Genomic DNA, 13,757 nt, shown 5'->3' on the forward strand with positions numbered 1-13,757 from the left:
CCCCCGAGACGACGGACAGGTGCGGTGACGGGCGCCCGGGCGGCGGGCGGGTCAGGTCGCGGGCGCCGGGGCCGCCCGCGAGGGCGACGGTGTGGGTCAGGACGGGGTGCGTGCCGCGGCCAGCAGGCGGGTGACGTCGTCGGCGCGGATCGTGAGGGCCGCGCCGATCGTGGTGAGGGCGTCGCGTTCGGCGGGGGTGTAGGGGCCGTCGGCCAGGGCGATGCGGGCGGCCTGCAGCAGCAGGGACTCGCGGCCGGGCGTGGCCAGGTGCGGGGCCAGCGGGTCGAGGGCCTCGTGCAGCTCTATCGTCAGGCCGGCCCCGCAGGGCTGCCCGAAGACCCGTCCGGTGTCGGCGGCGAGCGCCTCGACCAGTTCGGCCAGCTGGTCCTCCGTGCAGGCGTCGAAGCCGGCGCAGCGCACCACGCCGGCGGCCGTCTCCAGGGCCGTACGCGAGCAGGTGCCGCCCGCGGCGAGCACGGCGAGCGCGACGGTGTGCACGGCGTCGCGGAGCATCGCCGAGAACCGGCGGGTGGTGGGATGGTCGAGGACGTCGGTGCCGAAGTGCCGGTGACAGGAGGCGCACTCCACGACCGGTCCGGTCGCCCCGCGGGACAGCACCGGCACGCCGAGCACGGTGAGGCGCCGGCGTCCGGTGAGCCGCTGGTAGTTGCGGTCGCCTCCGCAGCCGGTGCAGAAGAACTCGCCGTCTCCCGCGGGTGTCCACGCGGTGCGGGTGCCCAGGATGCGCGCAGCCCTGGCGGCACGGCCGTCTCGTCCCCGTACTGGCAGCACGTCGCACCTCCGTAACCGCACGGCAACATCGCCGCGCTGGCGTGATGTTAGCCACATCACGGAGGCTGAGTCAGTACCCCGGAAGAGACCTTTCCGTGACCTCGGGGGTTCGATGGCCGAGAAACGACGGGCCCCGGCCGCCGTAGACGACGGCCGGGGCCTCGAAACCACCGGTCAGAGGGGTCAGCGGGTCGCGCGGTTGACGGCCGAGACGACCGCCTTCAGCGACGCACGCGTCGTGTTCGCGTCGATGCCGATACCCCACAGGATCTTGTCGTCGATCGCGCACTCGATGTAGGAGGCGGCCTGGGCGGAGGCGCCCTCGCTCATCGTGTGCTCCTGGTAGTCCAGCAGGCGTACGTCGATGCCGAGGGACTGCAGGGCGTCGAAGAAGGCCGAGATCGGACCGTTGCCGGAGCCGGTCAGGACGGTGTCCTCGCCGTCCACGGTCGCCTCGACGGTCAGGGTGTCGACCCCGTCCGTGTCCGTCGTCGACTGGCCGGTGCGGACCTGGATGCGGCCCCAGGGGTTCTGCGGGTTCGGCAGGTACTCGTCCCGGAAGACCGCCCAGATGTCCTTCGGCGTGATCTCGCCGCCCTCGGCGTCCGTCTTCGCCTGGATGATCTTCGAGAACTCGATCTGCATCCGGCGGGGCAGCTCCAGCTTGTGGTCGTTCTTCAGGACGTAGGAGACACCGCCCTTGCCGGACTGGGAGTTGACCCGGATGACGGCCTCGTAGGAGCGGCCGACGTCCTTGGGGTCGATCGGCAGGTACGGCACCGCCCACTCGAGGTCGTCGACCGTGACGCCCTTGGCCTTCGCCTCGGCCTCCATCGCGTCGAAACCCTTCTTGATGGCGTCCTGGTGGGAGCCGGAGAAGGACGTGTAGACCAGGTCGCCCACGTACGGGTGGCGCGGGTGGACCTCCATCTGGTTGCAGTACTCCCACGTACGGCGGATCTCGTCGATGTCGGAGAAGTCGATCTGCGGGTCGACGCCCTGGGAGAAGAGGTTCATGCCCAGGGTGACCAGGTCGACGTTGCCGGTGCGCTCGCCCTGCCCGAACAGGCAGCCCTCGATGCGGTCGGCGCCGGCCATCAGCGCCAGCTCGGCCGCCGCCACGGCCGTACCGCGGTCGTTGTGCGGGTGGACGGACAGGCAGACGTGCTCGCGGCGGGAGAGGTTGCGGTGCATCCACTCGAAGCGGTCCGCGTGCGTGGACGGGGTCGAACGCTCCACGGTGGCGGGCAGGTTGAGGATGATCTCGCGGCCCGGGCCCGGCTGGTAGACGTCCATCACCGCCTCGCAGACCTCCAGCGCGAAGTCCAGCTCGGTGTCGGTGAAGATCTCGGGGCTGTACTGGTAGCCGAAGTCCGTCTCCGGGCCCAGCAGTTTCTCGGCGTACTCCATCACCAGGCGGGTGCCGTCGACGGCGATCTGCCTGATGTCGTCCTTGGAGGCGCGGAAGACGACGCGGCGGAAGACCGGGGCGGTGGCGTTGTACAGGTGGACGGTGGCCCGGCGGGCGCCCTTCAGGGACTCCACGGTCCGCTCGATCAGGTCCTCACGGGCCTGGGTCAGCACGGAGATGGTGACGTCCTCGGGGATCGCGCCCTCCTCCTCGATGATGGAGCGCACGAAGTCGAAGTCGGTCTGGCCGGAGGCGGGGAAGCCGACCTCGATCTCCTTGTAGCCCATCTTGACCAGCTGGTCGAACATCCGGCGCTTGCGCTCGGGCGACATCGGGTCGATCAGGGACTGGTTGCCGTCACGCAGGTCGGTGGAGAGCCAGCGGGGAGCGGCGGTGATCCGCTTCTCGGGCCAGGTGCGGTCCGGGATGTCGACCTGGTCGTAGCGGCCGTACTTGTGGATCGGCAGGGAACTGGGCTGCTGGCGGTTGACCATGATGCGTAAGGCTCCTCAGGGGGTGCCGGAAGGACGGCCGACGACGCAACGCCAAGCTCCGCGGGGAGGGAGTCGGCCTCGACTACAGGCCCTCGCCGCGGCAGCTAAGAAGAAGCAGCCCGAAACGCATGATGCTTCGCAGCCTAGCCGAGCCTCCCCGGGGGCGGGGACGCGTTCCAGTATGCGGGACCGGCCTCACAAAAGGTGCAAATAGTGCGCCGTACCACACCGTCACAGAGAGTCGCGGCCACTGTCCCGGTATTTCACCAATCATGGTGGCACCTAGTGACATCCGCGTCACTCAGTGCAATGGTGCCCGGCATGACGACCAACGGGGGCTCCCAGCCCGTCTTCTGCACGATCGTGCCGCCGCACGTCCTCGACCGGCTCGCCCGGTCCGAGGACCCCGCGCTCGCCGGACCGGCCCGCCGGTCCCTGGAGCACGACGCCTACCAGCGCACCAAGCGCCGCCTGACCACGGTGATCGGTGCGCCCGCCGTGGCCGCGCCCGCCGGTGCCGCCGCCGACCGGCCGCACCGCACCGTCTACGACGCCGCGCACACCCAGGACCTGCCCGGCACCGAGGTCCGCGCGGAGGGCTCGGACGCCGGGCCCGACGCCACCGTCAACCGCGCCTACGCGGGCCTCGGCGCCACCTTCGAGCTGTACCTGAAGGTGTACGGCCGGCACTCCATCGACGACGACGGGCTGCCCCTGGACGCCACCGTGCACTTCGGCGAGGGCTACGACAACGCCTTCTGGAACGGCGAGCAGATGGTGTTCGGCGACGGGGACGGCGAGGTCTTCCTCGACTTCACCATCCCGGTCGACGTGATCGGCCACGAGCTGACCCACGGCGTCACCCAGCACACCGCCAACCTGGCCTACTTCGGCCAGTCGGGGGCGCTCAACGAGTCGGTCTCCGACGTCTTCGGCTCACTGATCAAGCAGTACACGCTGCGTCAGACCGCCGCCGAGGCCGACTGGCTGATCGGCGCGGGACTCCTCGCCCCGCGCGTCACCGGCACCGCGCTGCGCTCGATGAAGGCGCCGGGCACGGCCTACGACGACGACGTGCTCGGCAAGGACCCGCAGCCGGCGACGATGGACCACTACGTCCGCACCGGCCGCGACAACGGCGGCGTGCACATCAACTCCGGCATCCCCAACCACGCCTTCTACCTGGCCGCCGCCGCCCTCGGCGGCTACGCCTGGGAGAAGGCCGGCCAGATCTGGTACGACGTGCTGACCGGCGGCGAGCTGAAGGAGGAGGCCCTGTTCGCCGACTTCGCCACGCTGACGGTGAAGGCGGCACGGGAGCGGTTCGGCGCCGGGGACGAGCTCCAGGCGGTGCGGAAGGCCTGGGAACAGGTGGGGGTGCGGACGCTGTAGTTCCGTACTACACAGGGACCCATGCGTATTCGAGTACGGCGCACAGGCGGCTTCGCGGGCATCGAGCGCCGGGCCGAGGTGGACACCTCGGGCCGGCCCGACGCCCACGAGTGGCAGACCCTGGCCGAGCGCGCGCTGGCCTCCGCCGGCCGCACGCCCCCGGCCGGGGTGCCCGACGGCTTCCACTACGAGATCACGGTGGACGGCCGCACGGTCCACACGGCCGACCCCCGGCTGACCGAGGACGAACGGGCGTTGATCACACGAGTGCTGAAGGAGGGCGCCTAACGGCGCTGCCACTCCTCGCGGAGCAGGCCGAACTCCACGGTGTCGTACCACTCCTCGCCCACCCGCACGGCCGCCCGACGCCGGCCCTCCTCCACGAAACCCAGGCCGCGGAAGGCCCGGATCGCGCGCTCGTTCCCGCTCCAGGTGTCCAGGTCGACCCGCCGCAGCCGGCAGGTGCCGAACAGATGGCCCAGCAGCAGTGCCAGGGCCTCGGAGCCGTGCCCGCCGCCCCAGCGGTCGCGCTCGCCGATGGTGATCCCGACGGTCGCCCGGCCCGCGAAGGTGTCGAGGTCCCGGTAGTCGGCCATGCCGACGGGGTGGCCGCCGGCCAGCTCCTCGACGGTGAAGGTGGCCCCGTCGCGCGGGTCCTCGCGCAGCCGGGCCTGGTGGAAGGGTTCCACGGCCTCCCGGGTCACCGGGCCGAAGTGCGGATGGCCTCCGGTGGCCCAGTGCGCCACCTCCGGGTCGTTGCGCCAGCGCAGCTGAGCGTCCAGGTCGTCGGCGCGCAGCGCGCGCAGTCGCACAAGCTTTCCCTCGAGCATCGGGTGATCATAGGCCGCGGCCGCGACCGGCTTTTCGGGTGCGGGCGTTGACCTCCCTTACCGGGGGTAAGGATCCCGGCCATGGCGACCGACGCAGGCGACCCGATGCCCCGCTTCCCGGACGGCTTCCTGTGGGGGGTGTCGACCTCGGCCCATCAGATCGAGGGGGCGGCCGAGGAGCGCGAGGCTTCCGTGTGGGACGTGTTCACGGCCGAGCCGGGGCGGGTGAAGGACGGCTCGACGGCCGCCGTGGCCTGCGACCACTACCACCGCTACCCGCAGGACGTGGCCCTCCTCGCCGGTCTCGGCGTGGACGCCTACCGCTTCTCGGTCTCCTGGCCCCGGGTGAACTCCCCCGGCGGCCTGGACTTCTACGACCGCCTGGTGGACGAGCTGTGCGCGGCGGGCGTACGGCCCGTGCCGACCCTCTTCCACTGGGACCTGCCCGCCTCGCTGGACTGGCTCCGGCGGGACACGGCGGCCCGGTTCGCCGAGCACGTGAGCGTGGTGGCCGAGCGCCTCGGCGACCGGGTCGCGAAGTGGATCACCCTCAACGAGCCCGCGGAACACACCCTCCTCGGGCACGCGCTCGGCGCGCACGCCCCCGGCAAGCGGCTCCTCTTCGACGCCCTGCCGGTCGCCCACCACCAGCTCCTCGCCCACGGGCTCGCGGTGCGGGCCCTGCGCGCGGCCGGGGCACGGGACGTCGGCATCGCCAACTCCCACGGCCCGGTCTGGCCCGCCTCGGCCGAGCAGGCCGACGTGGAGGCGGCGGACTTCTACGACCTCCTGCTCAACCGGCTGTTCGCCGAGCCGGTGATCCTCGGCCGGTACCCGGACGGCATGGCCGAACTGATGCCGGGGGACGTGGAGTCGGACCTCGGCGTCATCGCCGAGCCGGTCGACTGGTACGGCGTCAACTACTACGCGCCGTCCAGGGTCGGGGCCCCCGGGAGCGGCGACACCGAGTACGGCGGGCTCACGCTGCCGGCCGGACTGCCCTTCTCCGTGCGGGAGATCGAGGGCCGTGCGGTGACCGACTTCGGCTGGCCGGTCGTCCCGGAAGGACTCACCGAGCTGCTGTGCGGTTTCCGCGAGCGTTACGGCGACCGGCTCCCGCCGATCGTCATCACCGAGAACGGCTGCTCCTACGAGGGCGTCGACGACCAGGACCGCATCGCCTACCTGGACGCCCATCTCCGGGCCCTGCACGCGGCCCTGGAGGCCGGGGTGGACGTGCGCGGCTACTTCGTGTGGTCCCTGCTGGACAACTTCGAGTGGGCGGAGGGGTACGCGCGCCGCTTCGGGCTGGTCCACGTCGACTTCACCACCCAGGAGCGCACCCCGAAGGCGTCCTACCACTGGTTCCGGGACGTGCTGCGGAACCGGGGATGACCACCGCCCGCGGCCCGGCCGCCCTGGCCGAGCCCACCGAGCCGGTCGGCCGGGGCTGGACGGCCGCGCTGTCGCTGGCCAACGGGGCGGTCTGGGTGGGCTGGTTCGGCCCGCTGCAGATCCTGCTGGCCTCCCAGGCGGGGGACTTCGCGCCCGGCTCCGGGATGACGAAGGAGACGATGCTGGCCTGGGTGACGGGCGTGGGCGCGGTGGTCTCCCTGGTCGCCAACCCCTTCTTCGGCGCCCTGTCGGACCGTACGACCGCCCGCCGGGGCCGCCGTACGCCGTGGATCGTGGCCGGGGCGGCGGGCGGCGCGCTGTCCCTGCTGCTGCTCGCGGACGCGGGCGGGCCGTGGACGATGACGCTGGGCTGGTGCCTGGTGCAGCTCACGCTGAACGCGGCCTTCGCGGCGGTGACGGCCGCCGTCCCGGACCGGGTGCCGCGGCGGCAGCGGGGCACGGTGGGCGGCTGGCTGGGGGCCGCGCAGATCCTCGGCGTGGTCGGCGGCACCGGCCTGGCCACGGCGGCCGGCGGGGTGCGCGCCGGGTACGCGGCGTGCGCGGTGTGCACCGTGGCGGGCGTGCTGCCGTACGTCCTCGGGTACGGCGATCCACGCCTGGCGAAGGAGGACCGGCCCGGCTGGTCGTGGCGGTCCTTCCTGTCGGGCTTCTGGCTGAGCCCGCGGCGCTTTCCCGACCTCGGCTGGGCCTGGCTGACCCGCTTCCTGATCAACCTCGGCAACTCGCTCGTCCTGCTCTACCTCCTGTACTACCTCCGCGACGGCCTGCACCGCCCCGATCCCGGCCGCGGCGTGCTGATCCTGACGGCCGTCAACAGCCTGACGCTGGTGGCGACGGTCGTGGTGGGCGGGGTCTGGTCCGACCGGGTGGGCCGGCGCAAGCCGTTCGTCGTCTGGTCGGGCGTGCTGATGGCCGTCGCCACGGCCGCTCTGGCCGTCCGTCAGACCTGGCCGGCCACGGTCGTGGCGGCGGCGGTCCTGGGGGTCGGTTTCGGGGTGTTCACCTCGGTCGACTTCGCGCTGATGACGGACGTCCTGCCGACGGCCCTGGACCGGGGCAAGGACCTCGGCGTGATCAACGTGGCCAACGCCCTGCCCCAGGTCGCCGCCCCCGCCCTGGCCGCCCCGATCGTCACCCACCTCGGCGGCTACCGGGTGCTCTACCTGGTGGCGGCGGCGACCGGGCTGGCCGGGGCGGTGCTGGTGGGCCGGATCCGCGGGACGGACTGAGCGGCTGAGCGGACTCGGCCGACTGGACGGACCGGACCGACGGCCCGGTTCACAGGGCGCCGGCGTCGCGGGCGGACCACACCGTCGGGTAGTACGGCCGGTAACCCAGCTCGCGGCGGATGCGGTCGGTGGAGACCACTCCGTACCAGGGGTCGGGGTCGACGCCCTCCTCGGGGACGGCGGCGCCGAGGAGCTGGTGGAGTTCGAGGACGGTCACCGGGCCGTCGTCGGCGATGTTGTAGACGCGGCCCGCCCGGGGACGGAGTCGTACGAGCGGCTGCAGCTGCTGAGGGTGGTGGGGCTGCAGGACCTGGCGCCGCGGGGCGCCTTCGGCTAGAAGCCCAGCTTGCGCAGCTGCTTCGGGTCGCGCTGCCAGTCCTTCGCGACCTTCACGTGCAGGTCGAGGAAGACCGGCGTGCCCAGGAGCGCCTCGATCTGCTTGCGGGACTTGATGCCGACGTCCTTGAGCCGCTTGCCCTTGGGGCCGATGATGATGCCCTTCTGGCTGGGGCGCTCGATGTAGACGTTGGCGTGGATGTCCAGCAGCGGCTTGTCCGCCGGACGGTCCTCGCGCGGGAGCATCTCCTCCACGACCACGGCGATGGAGTGCGGCAGCTCGTCCCGGACGCCCTCCAGCGCGGCCTCGCGGATGAGTTCCGCGATCATGACCTGCTCGGGCTCGTCGGTGAGGTCGCCCTCGGGGTAGAGGGCCGGGCCCTCGGGCAGCAGCGGGATCAGCAGGTCGGCCAGCAGGTCCACCTGCTTGGCGCCCACCGCCGACACCGGCACGATCTGGGCCCACTCGATGCCCAGGTCCTTGCCCAGCTGGTCGACGGCGATCAGCTGCTCGGCGAGGGTCTTGGAGTCCACCAGGTCGGTCTTGGTGACGATGGCGACCTTCGGGGACTTCTTGATCCCGGCCAGTTCCTTGGCGATGAACCGGTCACCGGGACCGAGCTTCTCGTTCGCCGGGAGGCAGAAGCCGATCACGTCGACCTCGGCCCAGGTGGTGCGGACGACGTCGTTGAGCCGCTCGCCGAGCAGCGTGCGCGGCTTGTGCAGGCCCGGGGTGTCCACGAGGATCAGCTGCGCGTCCGGCCGGTGCACGATCCCGCGCACCGTGTGCCGCGTGGTCTGCGGCTGGTTGGCCGTGATCGCCACCTTCTGCCCGACCAGAGCGTTCGTGAGGGTGGACTTGCCCGCGTTGGGGCGGCCCACGAAGCAGGCGAAGCCGGCGCGGTGGACGGACTCGGCCGGCTCTGGGGATGACGGGGTACGAACGCTCATGGCGTTCATTGTCCCTGATCCACGGGAGCGCGCCGCACCAGCCGCCCTACGGCCTCCGCACGGCCGCCCCGCACGAAACCCCCACGCAACGAAACGTCACGGAAACACACCTGTACGCGACCGGTAACGCGCACCCGTGAGCCTCTGACGAGCCCCCGCACCGCTGGAGACGCCCGTGACCCTCGCCGCAGCCCACGTCGACACCGGCGACACCGCCTGGCTGCTCGCCGCCACCGCCCTCGTCCTGCTGATGACCCCGGGTCTGGCCCTGTTCTACGGCGGCATGGTCCGCACGAAGAGCGTCCTCAACATGCTGATGATGAGCTTCGTGTCGATCGCCCTGGTCACCGTGGTGTGGCTGGTGGCCGGTTACTCGCTGGCCTTCGGCGACGACACCTTCGCGGGTCTCATCGGGGGCCTGGATCACGCGGGCATGCGCGGCCTGGGTCCGGGCAGCGTGCACGGCACGGTCCCCACCCTCCTGTTCGCCACCTTCCAGCTGACGTTCGCCATCGTCACGGCCGCCCTGGTCAGCGGTGCCGTCGCCGACCGGACGAGGTTCTCGGCCTGGCTGGTCCTCGTGCCCCTGTGGACGCTGCTCGTATACGTTCCCGTGACCCACTGGGTGTGGGGCCCGGGTGGCTGGATCCGGGACGGGCTCGGCGCGCTCGACTTCGCGGGCGGGCTGCCCGTGGAGATCACCTCCGGCGCCTCCGGACTCGCCCTGTGCCTGGTCCTGGGCCCCCGGCTGGGCTTCAAGAAGGAAGCCATGCGCCCGCACAACCTGCCCATGGTGGTGCTCGGTGCCGGTCTGCTCTGGTTCGGCTGGTTCGGCTTCAACGCGGGCTCCGCGCTCGGCGCGAACGGCCTCGCGGCCGCCGCGTTCCTCAACACCCTGGCCGCCGGCTGCACCGGCCTGCTCGGCTGGCTCTTCGTCGAGCAGCGGCGCGACGGCCACCCGACCACCCTGGGCGCGGCCTCGGGCGCGGTGGCCGGCCTGGTCGCGATCACCCCGGCGTGCGGCACCGTCTCGCTGCTCGGCGCGCTGGTCGTGGGCCTCGCCGCCGGTGTCGTCTGCTCCTCCGCCGTGAGCTGGAAGTTCAGGCTGAACTACGACGACTCCCTGGACGTCGTCGGCGTCCACCTGGTCGGCGGCGTCATCGGCACCGTGCTGATCGGCCTGTTCGCCGAGAAGGCGATGACCGGCGGCGCCGAGGGGCTCCTGCACGGCGGCGGTCTGGCCCCGCTCGGCAGGCAGCTGCTCGCCGTGGCCGTCGTCGGGGTGTACGCGTTCGCGGTGACGTACGGCCTCGGCACGCTGATCGACAAGGCGATGGGCCTGCGCGCGAGCGAGGAGCAGGAGCGCACCGGCCTGGATCTCACGGTGCACGCCGAGACGGCCTACGATCACGGGGTCCTGGGCCATGGCGCCCCGGTCTCCCACTCCGTCCCGCACGCCGCCCAGAAGGTCGATACGCAGCCATGAAGCTCATCACCGCGATCGTCAAGCCGTACCGTCTGGACGAGGTCAAGAACGCGCTGCAGGAACTGGGTGTGCACGGTCTGACCGTGACCGAGGCGAGCGGCTACGGACGGCAGCGCGGGCACACCGAGGTGTACCGGGGCGCCGAGTACCGGGTCGACCTGGTGCCGAAGGCGCGTATCGAGGTCGTGGTGGAGGACGCGGTGGCGGACGGCGTGATCGACGCGATCGTCAGGGCCGCGCGGACGGGGAAGATCGGGGACGGGAAGGTGTGGGCCGTTCCGGTGGAGACCGTCGTGCGGGTGCGGACCGGCGAGCGCGGCCCCGACGCGCTCTGACCAGCAGTCCCCCGGCCACCGCGGCGGCGGACACCAGGGTCACCAGCAGCCAGGGCAGCGCCAGGAAGGCGGCGCTCGCCGACTGGCGGGTGCCCGGTGCGTGCGCGGTCAGCGTCACCTCGGCCCGGTCGAGCTGCGGCGCCCCGGGCCAGGCCTCGGTGAGCCGCACCCGCTGTCCGGGCAGCAGCTCGGCGGGCACCCGGGTCAGGTCGCGGCTCAGCAGCGTGCGCCCGAACAGCCCGCGCGCCGTCAGCTCGACCTTGGGGCGGAGGGTGACGTTCCCGGTGTTGCGCAGGGTGTAGGAGATGGTCGCCGTGCTGTCGCCGAGGCCCGGCACGAGGGGCTGATGGTGGCTGATCCGCAGCTGCCCGACCGAGAGGGCGGGGAGCGTGGGGCCCCCGACCCGGAGGTAGACCCTGGCACCGACGGCCCGCCGCACGCCGAGCGCGAGCCGTCCGCTGCCGGGGTCGACGCGTTCGTCCAGCGCGACGACGGCGCCCGGGTGGTCGCCGGGTCCGGCTCCCGCGGGGACGCGCAGGGTGAAGGGCACGGTGACGGTCCGGTGGCCGGGCACGGTGATCCGGGACTTCGCGGGCTTCGCCCAGACGCCCACCCCGTGCATGCGTTCCCCGGCGCTGCGCACGGCGAAACCGCCGTCGCGGGCGGTGTTGTAGGCGTCGGCCGCGTAGAGCCGGAAGGTGAGCGGACGGCCGGTCTTGTTCTGGACGGCGACCCGGTCGGTGAGGGTCTGCCCGGGGTCGGCGGAGAGGTAGAAGTAGGGGCGCGCGGCGACCTGCGAGGCGACCGGGTAGACGGACCAGCTGCCGTTGTCGGCGGCCCGCGCGGGGGCGGCGAGGGCACCGAGGGTGCCGAGGAGGAGCGGGAGCAGGCTCAGGAGGAGGACGTACGGCTTGCGCATGGGTGCGGACCCCCCGTGGGCTCGGTGGTGGCGGTCGGGCGGGTGCGGCCCCGGTCGTTGGGCGGGGCGCCCGGCCACCGGTGTCGGGGTGCGGGTCAGCTGAGGGTGAGGGTCAGGACGCCGGAGTACGAGCCGGGAGGCGTGAACGCCGGTACGTCGAGGGAGAGTCCGGCGTCGACGGTGAACTCACCGCCGGTGACCGTGCCGTCGGGGGTCGACGCGAGGGTCGCTCCCGAGCCGCCCACGGCGCCCGCCGAACCGGCCCTGCAGGTGCTGGGGCTCCCGGGTGCGGTCGCGCAGGCCGGGGTCCAGCTGAGCCGGGCGGCGTCGATCTTGGCGCCGGGTCCGGTGAAGTCGGTGACCTTGCCGGTCAGGGACCAGCCCGCGGGCCCGCCGCGGAAGTCCTTGACGGTGACCGTCCGCAGGGCGCCGGCCGAGGCCCCGCCCGTGCCGAAGTCGACGGCCGACAGCGCGACGGAGTCCCCGGCCTGCGACATGGACAGGGTGCCCGCCCTGACGGTGGTGGTCAGCTTCTGGCTGCCGTCCGGGACGGGCGTGTCGTCGTGGACCACGTAGGCCGCGGGGCCCGCGCCCTTGTCCGCGTTCCAGGAGGCGCCCTCGTAGGCCACGATGCCGGTCGTGGTCCTGTCGTTGACGACCAGTGAACCGCTGAAGGCTCCCTGGGCGTTCGCGGTCACGGTGGCGGTGTCCGCGGTCTGGGTGGCGCCGGCCCGCCCGGCCAGGGTGACGGTCGCGCCGGGGGTGAAGTTCGCCCCGCTGACGGTGACACCCGCACCGGGGGCACCGGCGGCGGAACCGAGCGAGACGGAGCGGGTGTTGGCCGGGGTGCCGTCGGTCGCCGTGATGGTCTGGGACGCCGGGGCGGGCGGGTCGGTGACCGTGCAGGGGGTGTCCAGCTCCAGGATGTAGCTGGTGTGGATGTTGTAGTCGCCGGGCGAGAGGGTGATCTGCCCGGCCTTGGTGACGGTGAACGTGCCGGTCATGGAGAAGGACGGGAAGGTGGCCTTCCCCGGCACCGGCGGGTTCTTCTTCGGTCCGGCGACGGTGACGCCGCCGGACTGGGCGCCGCCCAGGGTGACCTTGCCGGTCGGGGTCATGATGTCGGCCGGCAGGGCCAGGTCGGTGGGGTTGCCGGCGGCGGCCGTGACCACGGTGTAGGTCACGGTGACCGTGTCGCCGACCTTCGGGGCGGCGTTGTCCACCGACACGCTCGCGGTGGTGGTGCCGTCGATCGGCGGAAGACCCGAGACGGCGGGCGGTATGCAGTGCGTGGCGAAGTCCACGTCGGTGGGGGCGGCGCCGGCCGGACAGGCCAGCGCGCCGCCCGCGGTGACCGCGAGCGCGGTCGCCCCGAGCAGTGACGCCCAGCGCCACCGTCGGGATCTTCGGGGTGTCGAACCCATGGGCCCCCTCCTGAGGGTTGCGGGCGCAGCGGCTCGTCTGCGCCGACAGGGGGCATTGATGTGGAGCGGGGGTGAGAAGTCAATGGAGATGCCGCAGGAACCTGACGGATCATCAGTTTCCGCGGCATCGGGAGCAGATCGCTGGCTGAAGACGCAGGGGCCGGGCGACCGCGGACCGCTCGCCTTGCAGGTCACGGTGACCCCGGAGATCACCGTCCGCAGCGAGCCGCCGGAGGCGTCCGGGCTGTCCCCGGCGGCGACGGTGCCGCTGAGCGGACCGACGCCGGCCGGTGCGCCGCTGTTCATGGCCGGATTCCTCGTCCCGCCGAACACGACCGTGCCGCCGCCCGCCCGGGCCATGGTGAGGGTGGAGGTGATCCGCCTCAGCCGGCGGAGAGGGTGAGCCGGACCGTTCCGTCGGCCCCGGCGAGCAGGACGGGCGTCTGCGCGCCCCCGAGGTCGGCGACGGCGGCCAGGTCCTCGGCCGGTACCTCCTCCGCGTCACTGACGACCGCCGCCGCCTCCAGGGACCGCGCGCCCGAGGCCACGGCCATCGCCACCGCGGTGCGCAGCGCGCTCAGCCGCAGCGAGGCGAGTCCCACCGTCCCGGCGACGTACGTACGCCCCGTCTCGTCCCGTACGGCCGCACCCTCGGGCACGCCGTTGCGGGCCCGCGCGGAACGGGCCAGGGTGACGATCTTGCGGTCCTCGGGATCAAGCGCGCTGCTGTCGGTCATGCCCA

Annotated in this window: 15 protein-coding genes and 1 pseudogene; 8 read left to right on the forward strand and 8 right to left on the reverse strand. The window is 72.6% G+C overall.

The window, feature by feature from the left end; translation table 11 throughout:
* Positions 1 to 96: 96 nt before the first annotated feature.
* Both ABVB68_RS06940 and leuA read right to left on the reverse strand, forming a co-directional pair.
* Positions 97 to 792 (reverse strand): tellurite resistance TerB family protein, encoded by a 696-nt coding sequence (locus tag ABVB68_RS06940; RefSeq protein ID WP_353599974.1) that lies wholly within the window; start codon positions 790 to 792, stop codon positions 97 to 99.
* Positions 793 to 975: 183 nt separating this feature from the next.
* Positions 976 to 2,697: a 2-isopropylmalate synthase gene (gene leuA, locus ABVB68_RS06945; RefSeq protein ID WP_353599975.1), complete on the reverse strand. Its 1,722-nt coding sequence runs from the start codon at positions 2,695 to 2,697 to the stop codon at positions 976 to 978.
* Between the two features lie 321 nt (positions 2,698 to 3,018).
* On the opposite strand from leuA, the gene ABVB68_RS06950 reads away from it, so the two are divergent.
* Complete coding sequence (locus tag ABVB68_RS06950) at positions 3,019 to 4,089, forward strand: M4 family metallopeptidase (protein WP_353599976.1); 1,071 nt, start codon at positions 3,019 to 3,021, stop codon at positions 4,087 to 4,089.
* A 21-nt stretch (positions 4,090 to 4,110) separates the two neighbouring features.
* Positions 4,111 to 4,377, forward strand: coding sequence for a protealysin inhibitor emfourin (locus tag ABVB68_RS06955; RefSeq protein ID WP_353599977.1), 267 nt, complete (start codon positions 4,111 to 4,113; stop codon positions 4,375 to 4,377).
* On the opposite strand, the gene ABVB68_RS06960 is transcribed toward ABVB68_RS06955, so the two are convergent.
* Positions 4,374 to 4,919 (reverse strand): GNAT family N-acetyltransferase, encoded by a 546-nt coding sequence (locus ABVB68_RS06960; RefSeq protein WP_353599978.1) that lies wholly within the window; start codon positions 4,917 to 4,919, stop codon positions 4,374 to 4,376. The two genes, ABVB68_RS06955 and ABVB68_RS06960, sit on opposite strands and share 4 nt — an antisense overlap.
* Positions 4,920 to 5,000: 81 nt before the next feature.
* Here ABVB68_RS06960 and ABVB68_RS06965 point away from each other — a divergent pair, with 81 nt between their 5' ends.
* Together ABVB68_RS06965 and ABVB68_RS06970 are read left to right on the forward strand one after the other, a co-directional pair.
* Complete coding sequence (locus ABVB68_RS06965; protein ID WP_353599979.1) at positions 5,001 to 6,314, forward strand: GH1 family beta-glucosidase; 1,314 nt, start codon at positions 5,001 to 5,003, stop codon at positions 6,312 to 6,314.
* Entirely contained in the window at positions 6,311 to 7,564 is a 1,254-nt protein-coding gene (locus ABVB68_RS06970) for an MFS transporter (protein ID WP_353599980.1), read from the forward strand. Before ABVB68_RS06965 ends, ABVB68_RS06970 begins: the two co-directional genes overlap by 4 nt.
* Positions 7,565 to 7,613: 49 nt before the next feature.
* On the opposite strand, the gene ABVB68_RS06975 is transcribed toward ABVB68_RS06970, so the two are convergent.
* Complete coding sequence (locus tag ABVB68_RS06975) at positions 7,614 to 7,781, reverse strand: hypothetical protein (protein WP_503006028.1); 168 nt, start codon at positions 7,779 to 7,781, stop codon at positions 7,614 to 7,616.
* 18 nt (positions 7,782 to 7,799) lie between these two features.
* Here ABVB68_RS06975 and ABVB68_RS06980 point away from each other — a divergent pair.
* Positions 7,800 to 7,901: pseudogene (locus ABVB68_RS06980) on the forward strand (transcriptional regulator); the annotation flags it as partial.
* Here ABVB68_RS06980 and era read toward each other — a convergent pair.
* Positions 7,898 to 8,851, reverse strand: coding sequence for a GTPase Era (gene era / locus ABVB68_RS06985; RefSeq protein ID WP_353599981.1), 954 nt, complete (start codon positions 8,849 to 8,851; stop codon positions 7,898 to 7,900). The pseudogene ABVB68_RS06980 and the gene era overlap by 4 nt on opposite strands.
* Positions 8,852 to 9,026: 175 nt before the next feature.
* Here era and ABVB68_RS06990 point away from each other — a divergent pair, with 175 nt between their 5' ends.
* Entirely contained in the window at positions 9,027 to 10,337 is a 1,311-nt protein-coding gene (locus ABVB68_RS06990) for an ammonium transporter (RefSeq protein WP_353599982.1), read from the forward strand.
* Positions 10,334 to 10,672, forward strand: a complete 339-nt coding sequence (locus ABVB68_RS06995) for a P-II family nitrogen regulator (protein WP_353599983.1) — start codon at positions 10,334 to 10,336, stop codon at positions 10,670 to 10,672. Before ABVB68_RS06990 ends, ABVB68_RS06995 begins: the two co-directional genes overlap by 4 nt.
* Here the strand turns inward: ABVB68_RS06995 and ABVB68_RS07000 are convergent.
* A complete protein-coding gene (locus ABVB68_RS07000; protein ID WP_353599984.1) occupies positions 10,566 to 11,591 on the reverse strand; it encodes a WxL protein peptidoglycan domain-containing protein in 1,026 nt (341 codons plus the stop codon). The two genes, ABVB68_RS06995 and ABVB68_RS07000, sit on opposite strands and share 107 nt — an antisense overlap.
* Positions 11,592 to 11,686: 95 nt before the next feature.
* On the reverse strand, positions 11,687 to 13,015 hold the full coding sequence (locus ABVB68_RS07005) for a beta-xylosidase (RefSeq protein WP_353599985.1): 1,329 nt from the start codon (positions 13,013 to 13,015) through the stop codon (positions 11,687 to 11,689).
* Positions 13,016 to 13,103: 88 nt separating this feature from the next.
* Between ABVB68_RS07005 and ABVB68_RS07010 the strand changes: the two genes are divergently transcribed.
* The gene (locus ABVB68_RS07010) at positions 13,104 to 13,418 is read left to right on the forward strand and encodes a hypothetical protein (RefSeq protein ID WP_353599986.1); all 315 of its coding nucleotides are present in this window, start codon (positions 13,104 to 13,106) and stop codon (positions 13,416 to 13,418) included.
* On the opposite strand, the gene ABVB68_RS07015 is transcribed toward ABVB68_RS07010, so the two are convergent.
* Positions 13,399 to 13,752, reverse strand: a complete 354-nt coding sequence (locus ABVB68_RS07015; RefSeq protein WP_353599987.1) for a cytidine deaminase-like protein — start codon at positions 13,750 to 13,752, stop codon at positions 13,399 to 13,401. The genes ABVB68_RS07010 and ABVB68_RS07015 overlap by 20 nt on opposite strands.
* Between the last annotated feature and the right edge of the window lie 5 nt (positions 13,753 to 13,757).

It is taken from the genome of Streptomyces sp. NPDC096012 (genome assembly GCF_040426375.1).
GTDB lineage: Bacteria > Actinomycetota > Actinomycetes > Streptomycetales > Streptomycetaceae > Streptomyces.

Excerpts from the sequence above, each read along its gene's own strand:
- leuA (WP_353599975.1), bottom strand. The coding sequence starts at position 2,697 with ATGGTCAACCGCCAGCAGCCCAGTTCCCTGCCGATCCACAAGTACGGC.
- ABVB68_RS06950 (WP_353599976.1), top strand. The coding sequence starts at position 3,019 with ATGACGACCAACGGGGGCTCCCAGCCCGTCTTCTGCACGATCGTGCCG.
- ABVB68_RS06955 (WP_353599977.1), top strand. The coding sequence starts at position 4,111 with ATGCGTATTCGAGTACGGCGCACAGGCGGCTTCGCGGGCATCGAGCGC.
- ABVB68_RS06960 (WP_353599978.1), bottom strand. The coding sequence starts at position 4,919 with ATGCTCGAGGGAAAGCTTGTGCGACTGCGCGCGCTGCGCGCCGACGAC.
- ABVB68_RS06965 (WP_353599979.1), top strand. The coding sequence starts at position 5,001 with ATGGCGACCGACGCAGGCGACCCGATGCCCCGCTTCCCGGACGGCTTC.
- ABVB68_RS06970 (WP_353599980.1), top strand. The coding sequence starts at position 6,311 with ATGACCACCGCCCGCGGCCCGGCCGCCCTGGCCGAGCCCACCGAGCCG.
- era (WP_353599981.1), bottom strand. The coding sequence starts at position 8,851 with ATGAGCGTTCGTACCCCGTCATCCCCAGAGCCGGCCGAGTCCGTCCAC.
- ABVB68_RS06995 (WP_353599983.1), top strand. The coding sequence starts at position 10,334 with ATGAAGCTCATCACCGCGATCGTCAAGCCGTACCGTCTGGACGAGGTC.
- ABVB68_RS07000 (WP_353599984.1), bottom strand. The coding sequence starts at position 11,591 with ATGCGCAAGCCGTACGTCCTCCTCCTGAGCCTGCTCCCGCTCCTCCTC.
- ABVB68_RS07005 (WP_353599985.1), bottom strand. The coding sequence starts at position 13,015 with ATGGGTTCGACACCCCGAAGATCCCGACGGTGGCGCTGGGCGTCACTG.
- ABVB68_RS07010 (WP_353599986.1), top strand. The coding sequence starts at position 13,104 with ATGCCGCAGGAACCTGACGGATCATCAGTTTCCGCGGCATCGGGAGCA.
- ABVB68_RS07015 (WP_353599987.1), bottom strand. The coding sequence starts at position 13,752 with ATGACCGACAGCAGCGCGCTTGATCCCGAGGACCGCAAGATCGTCACC.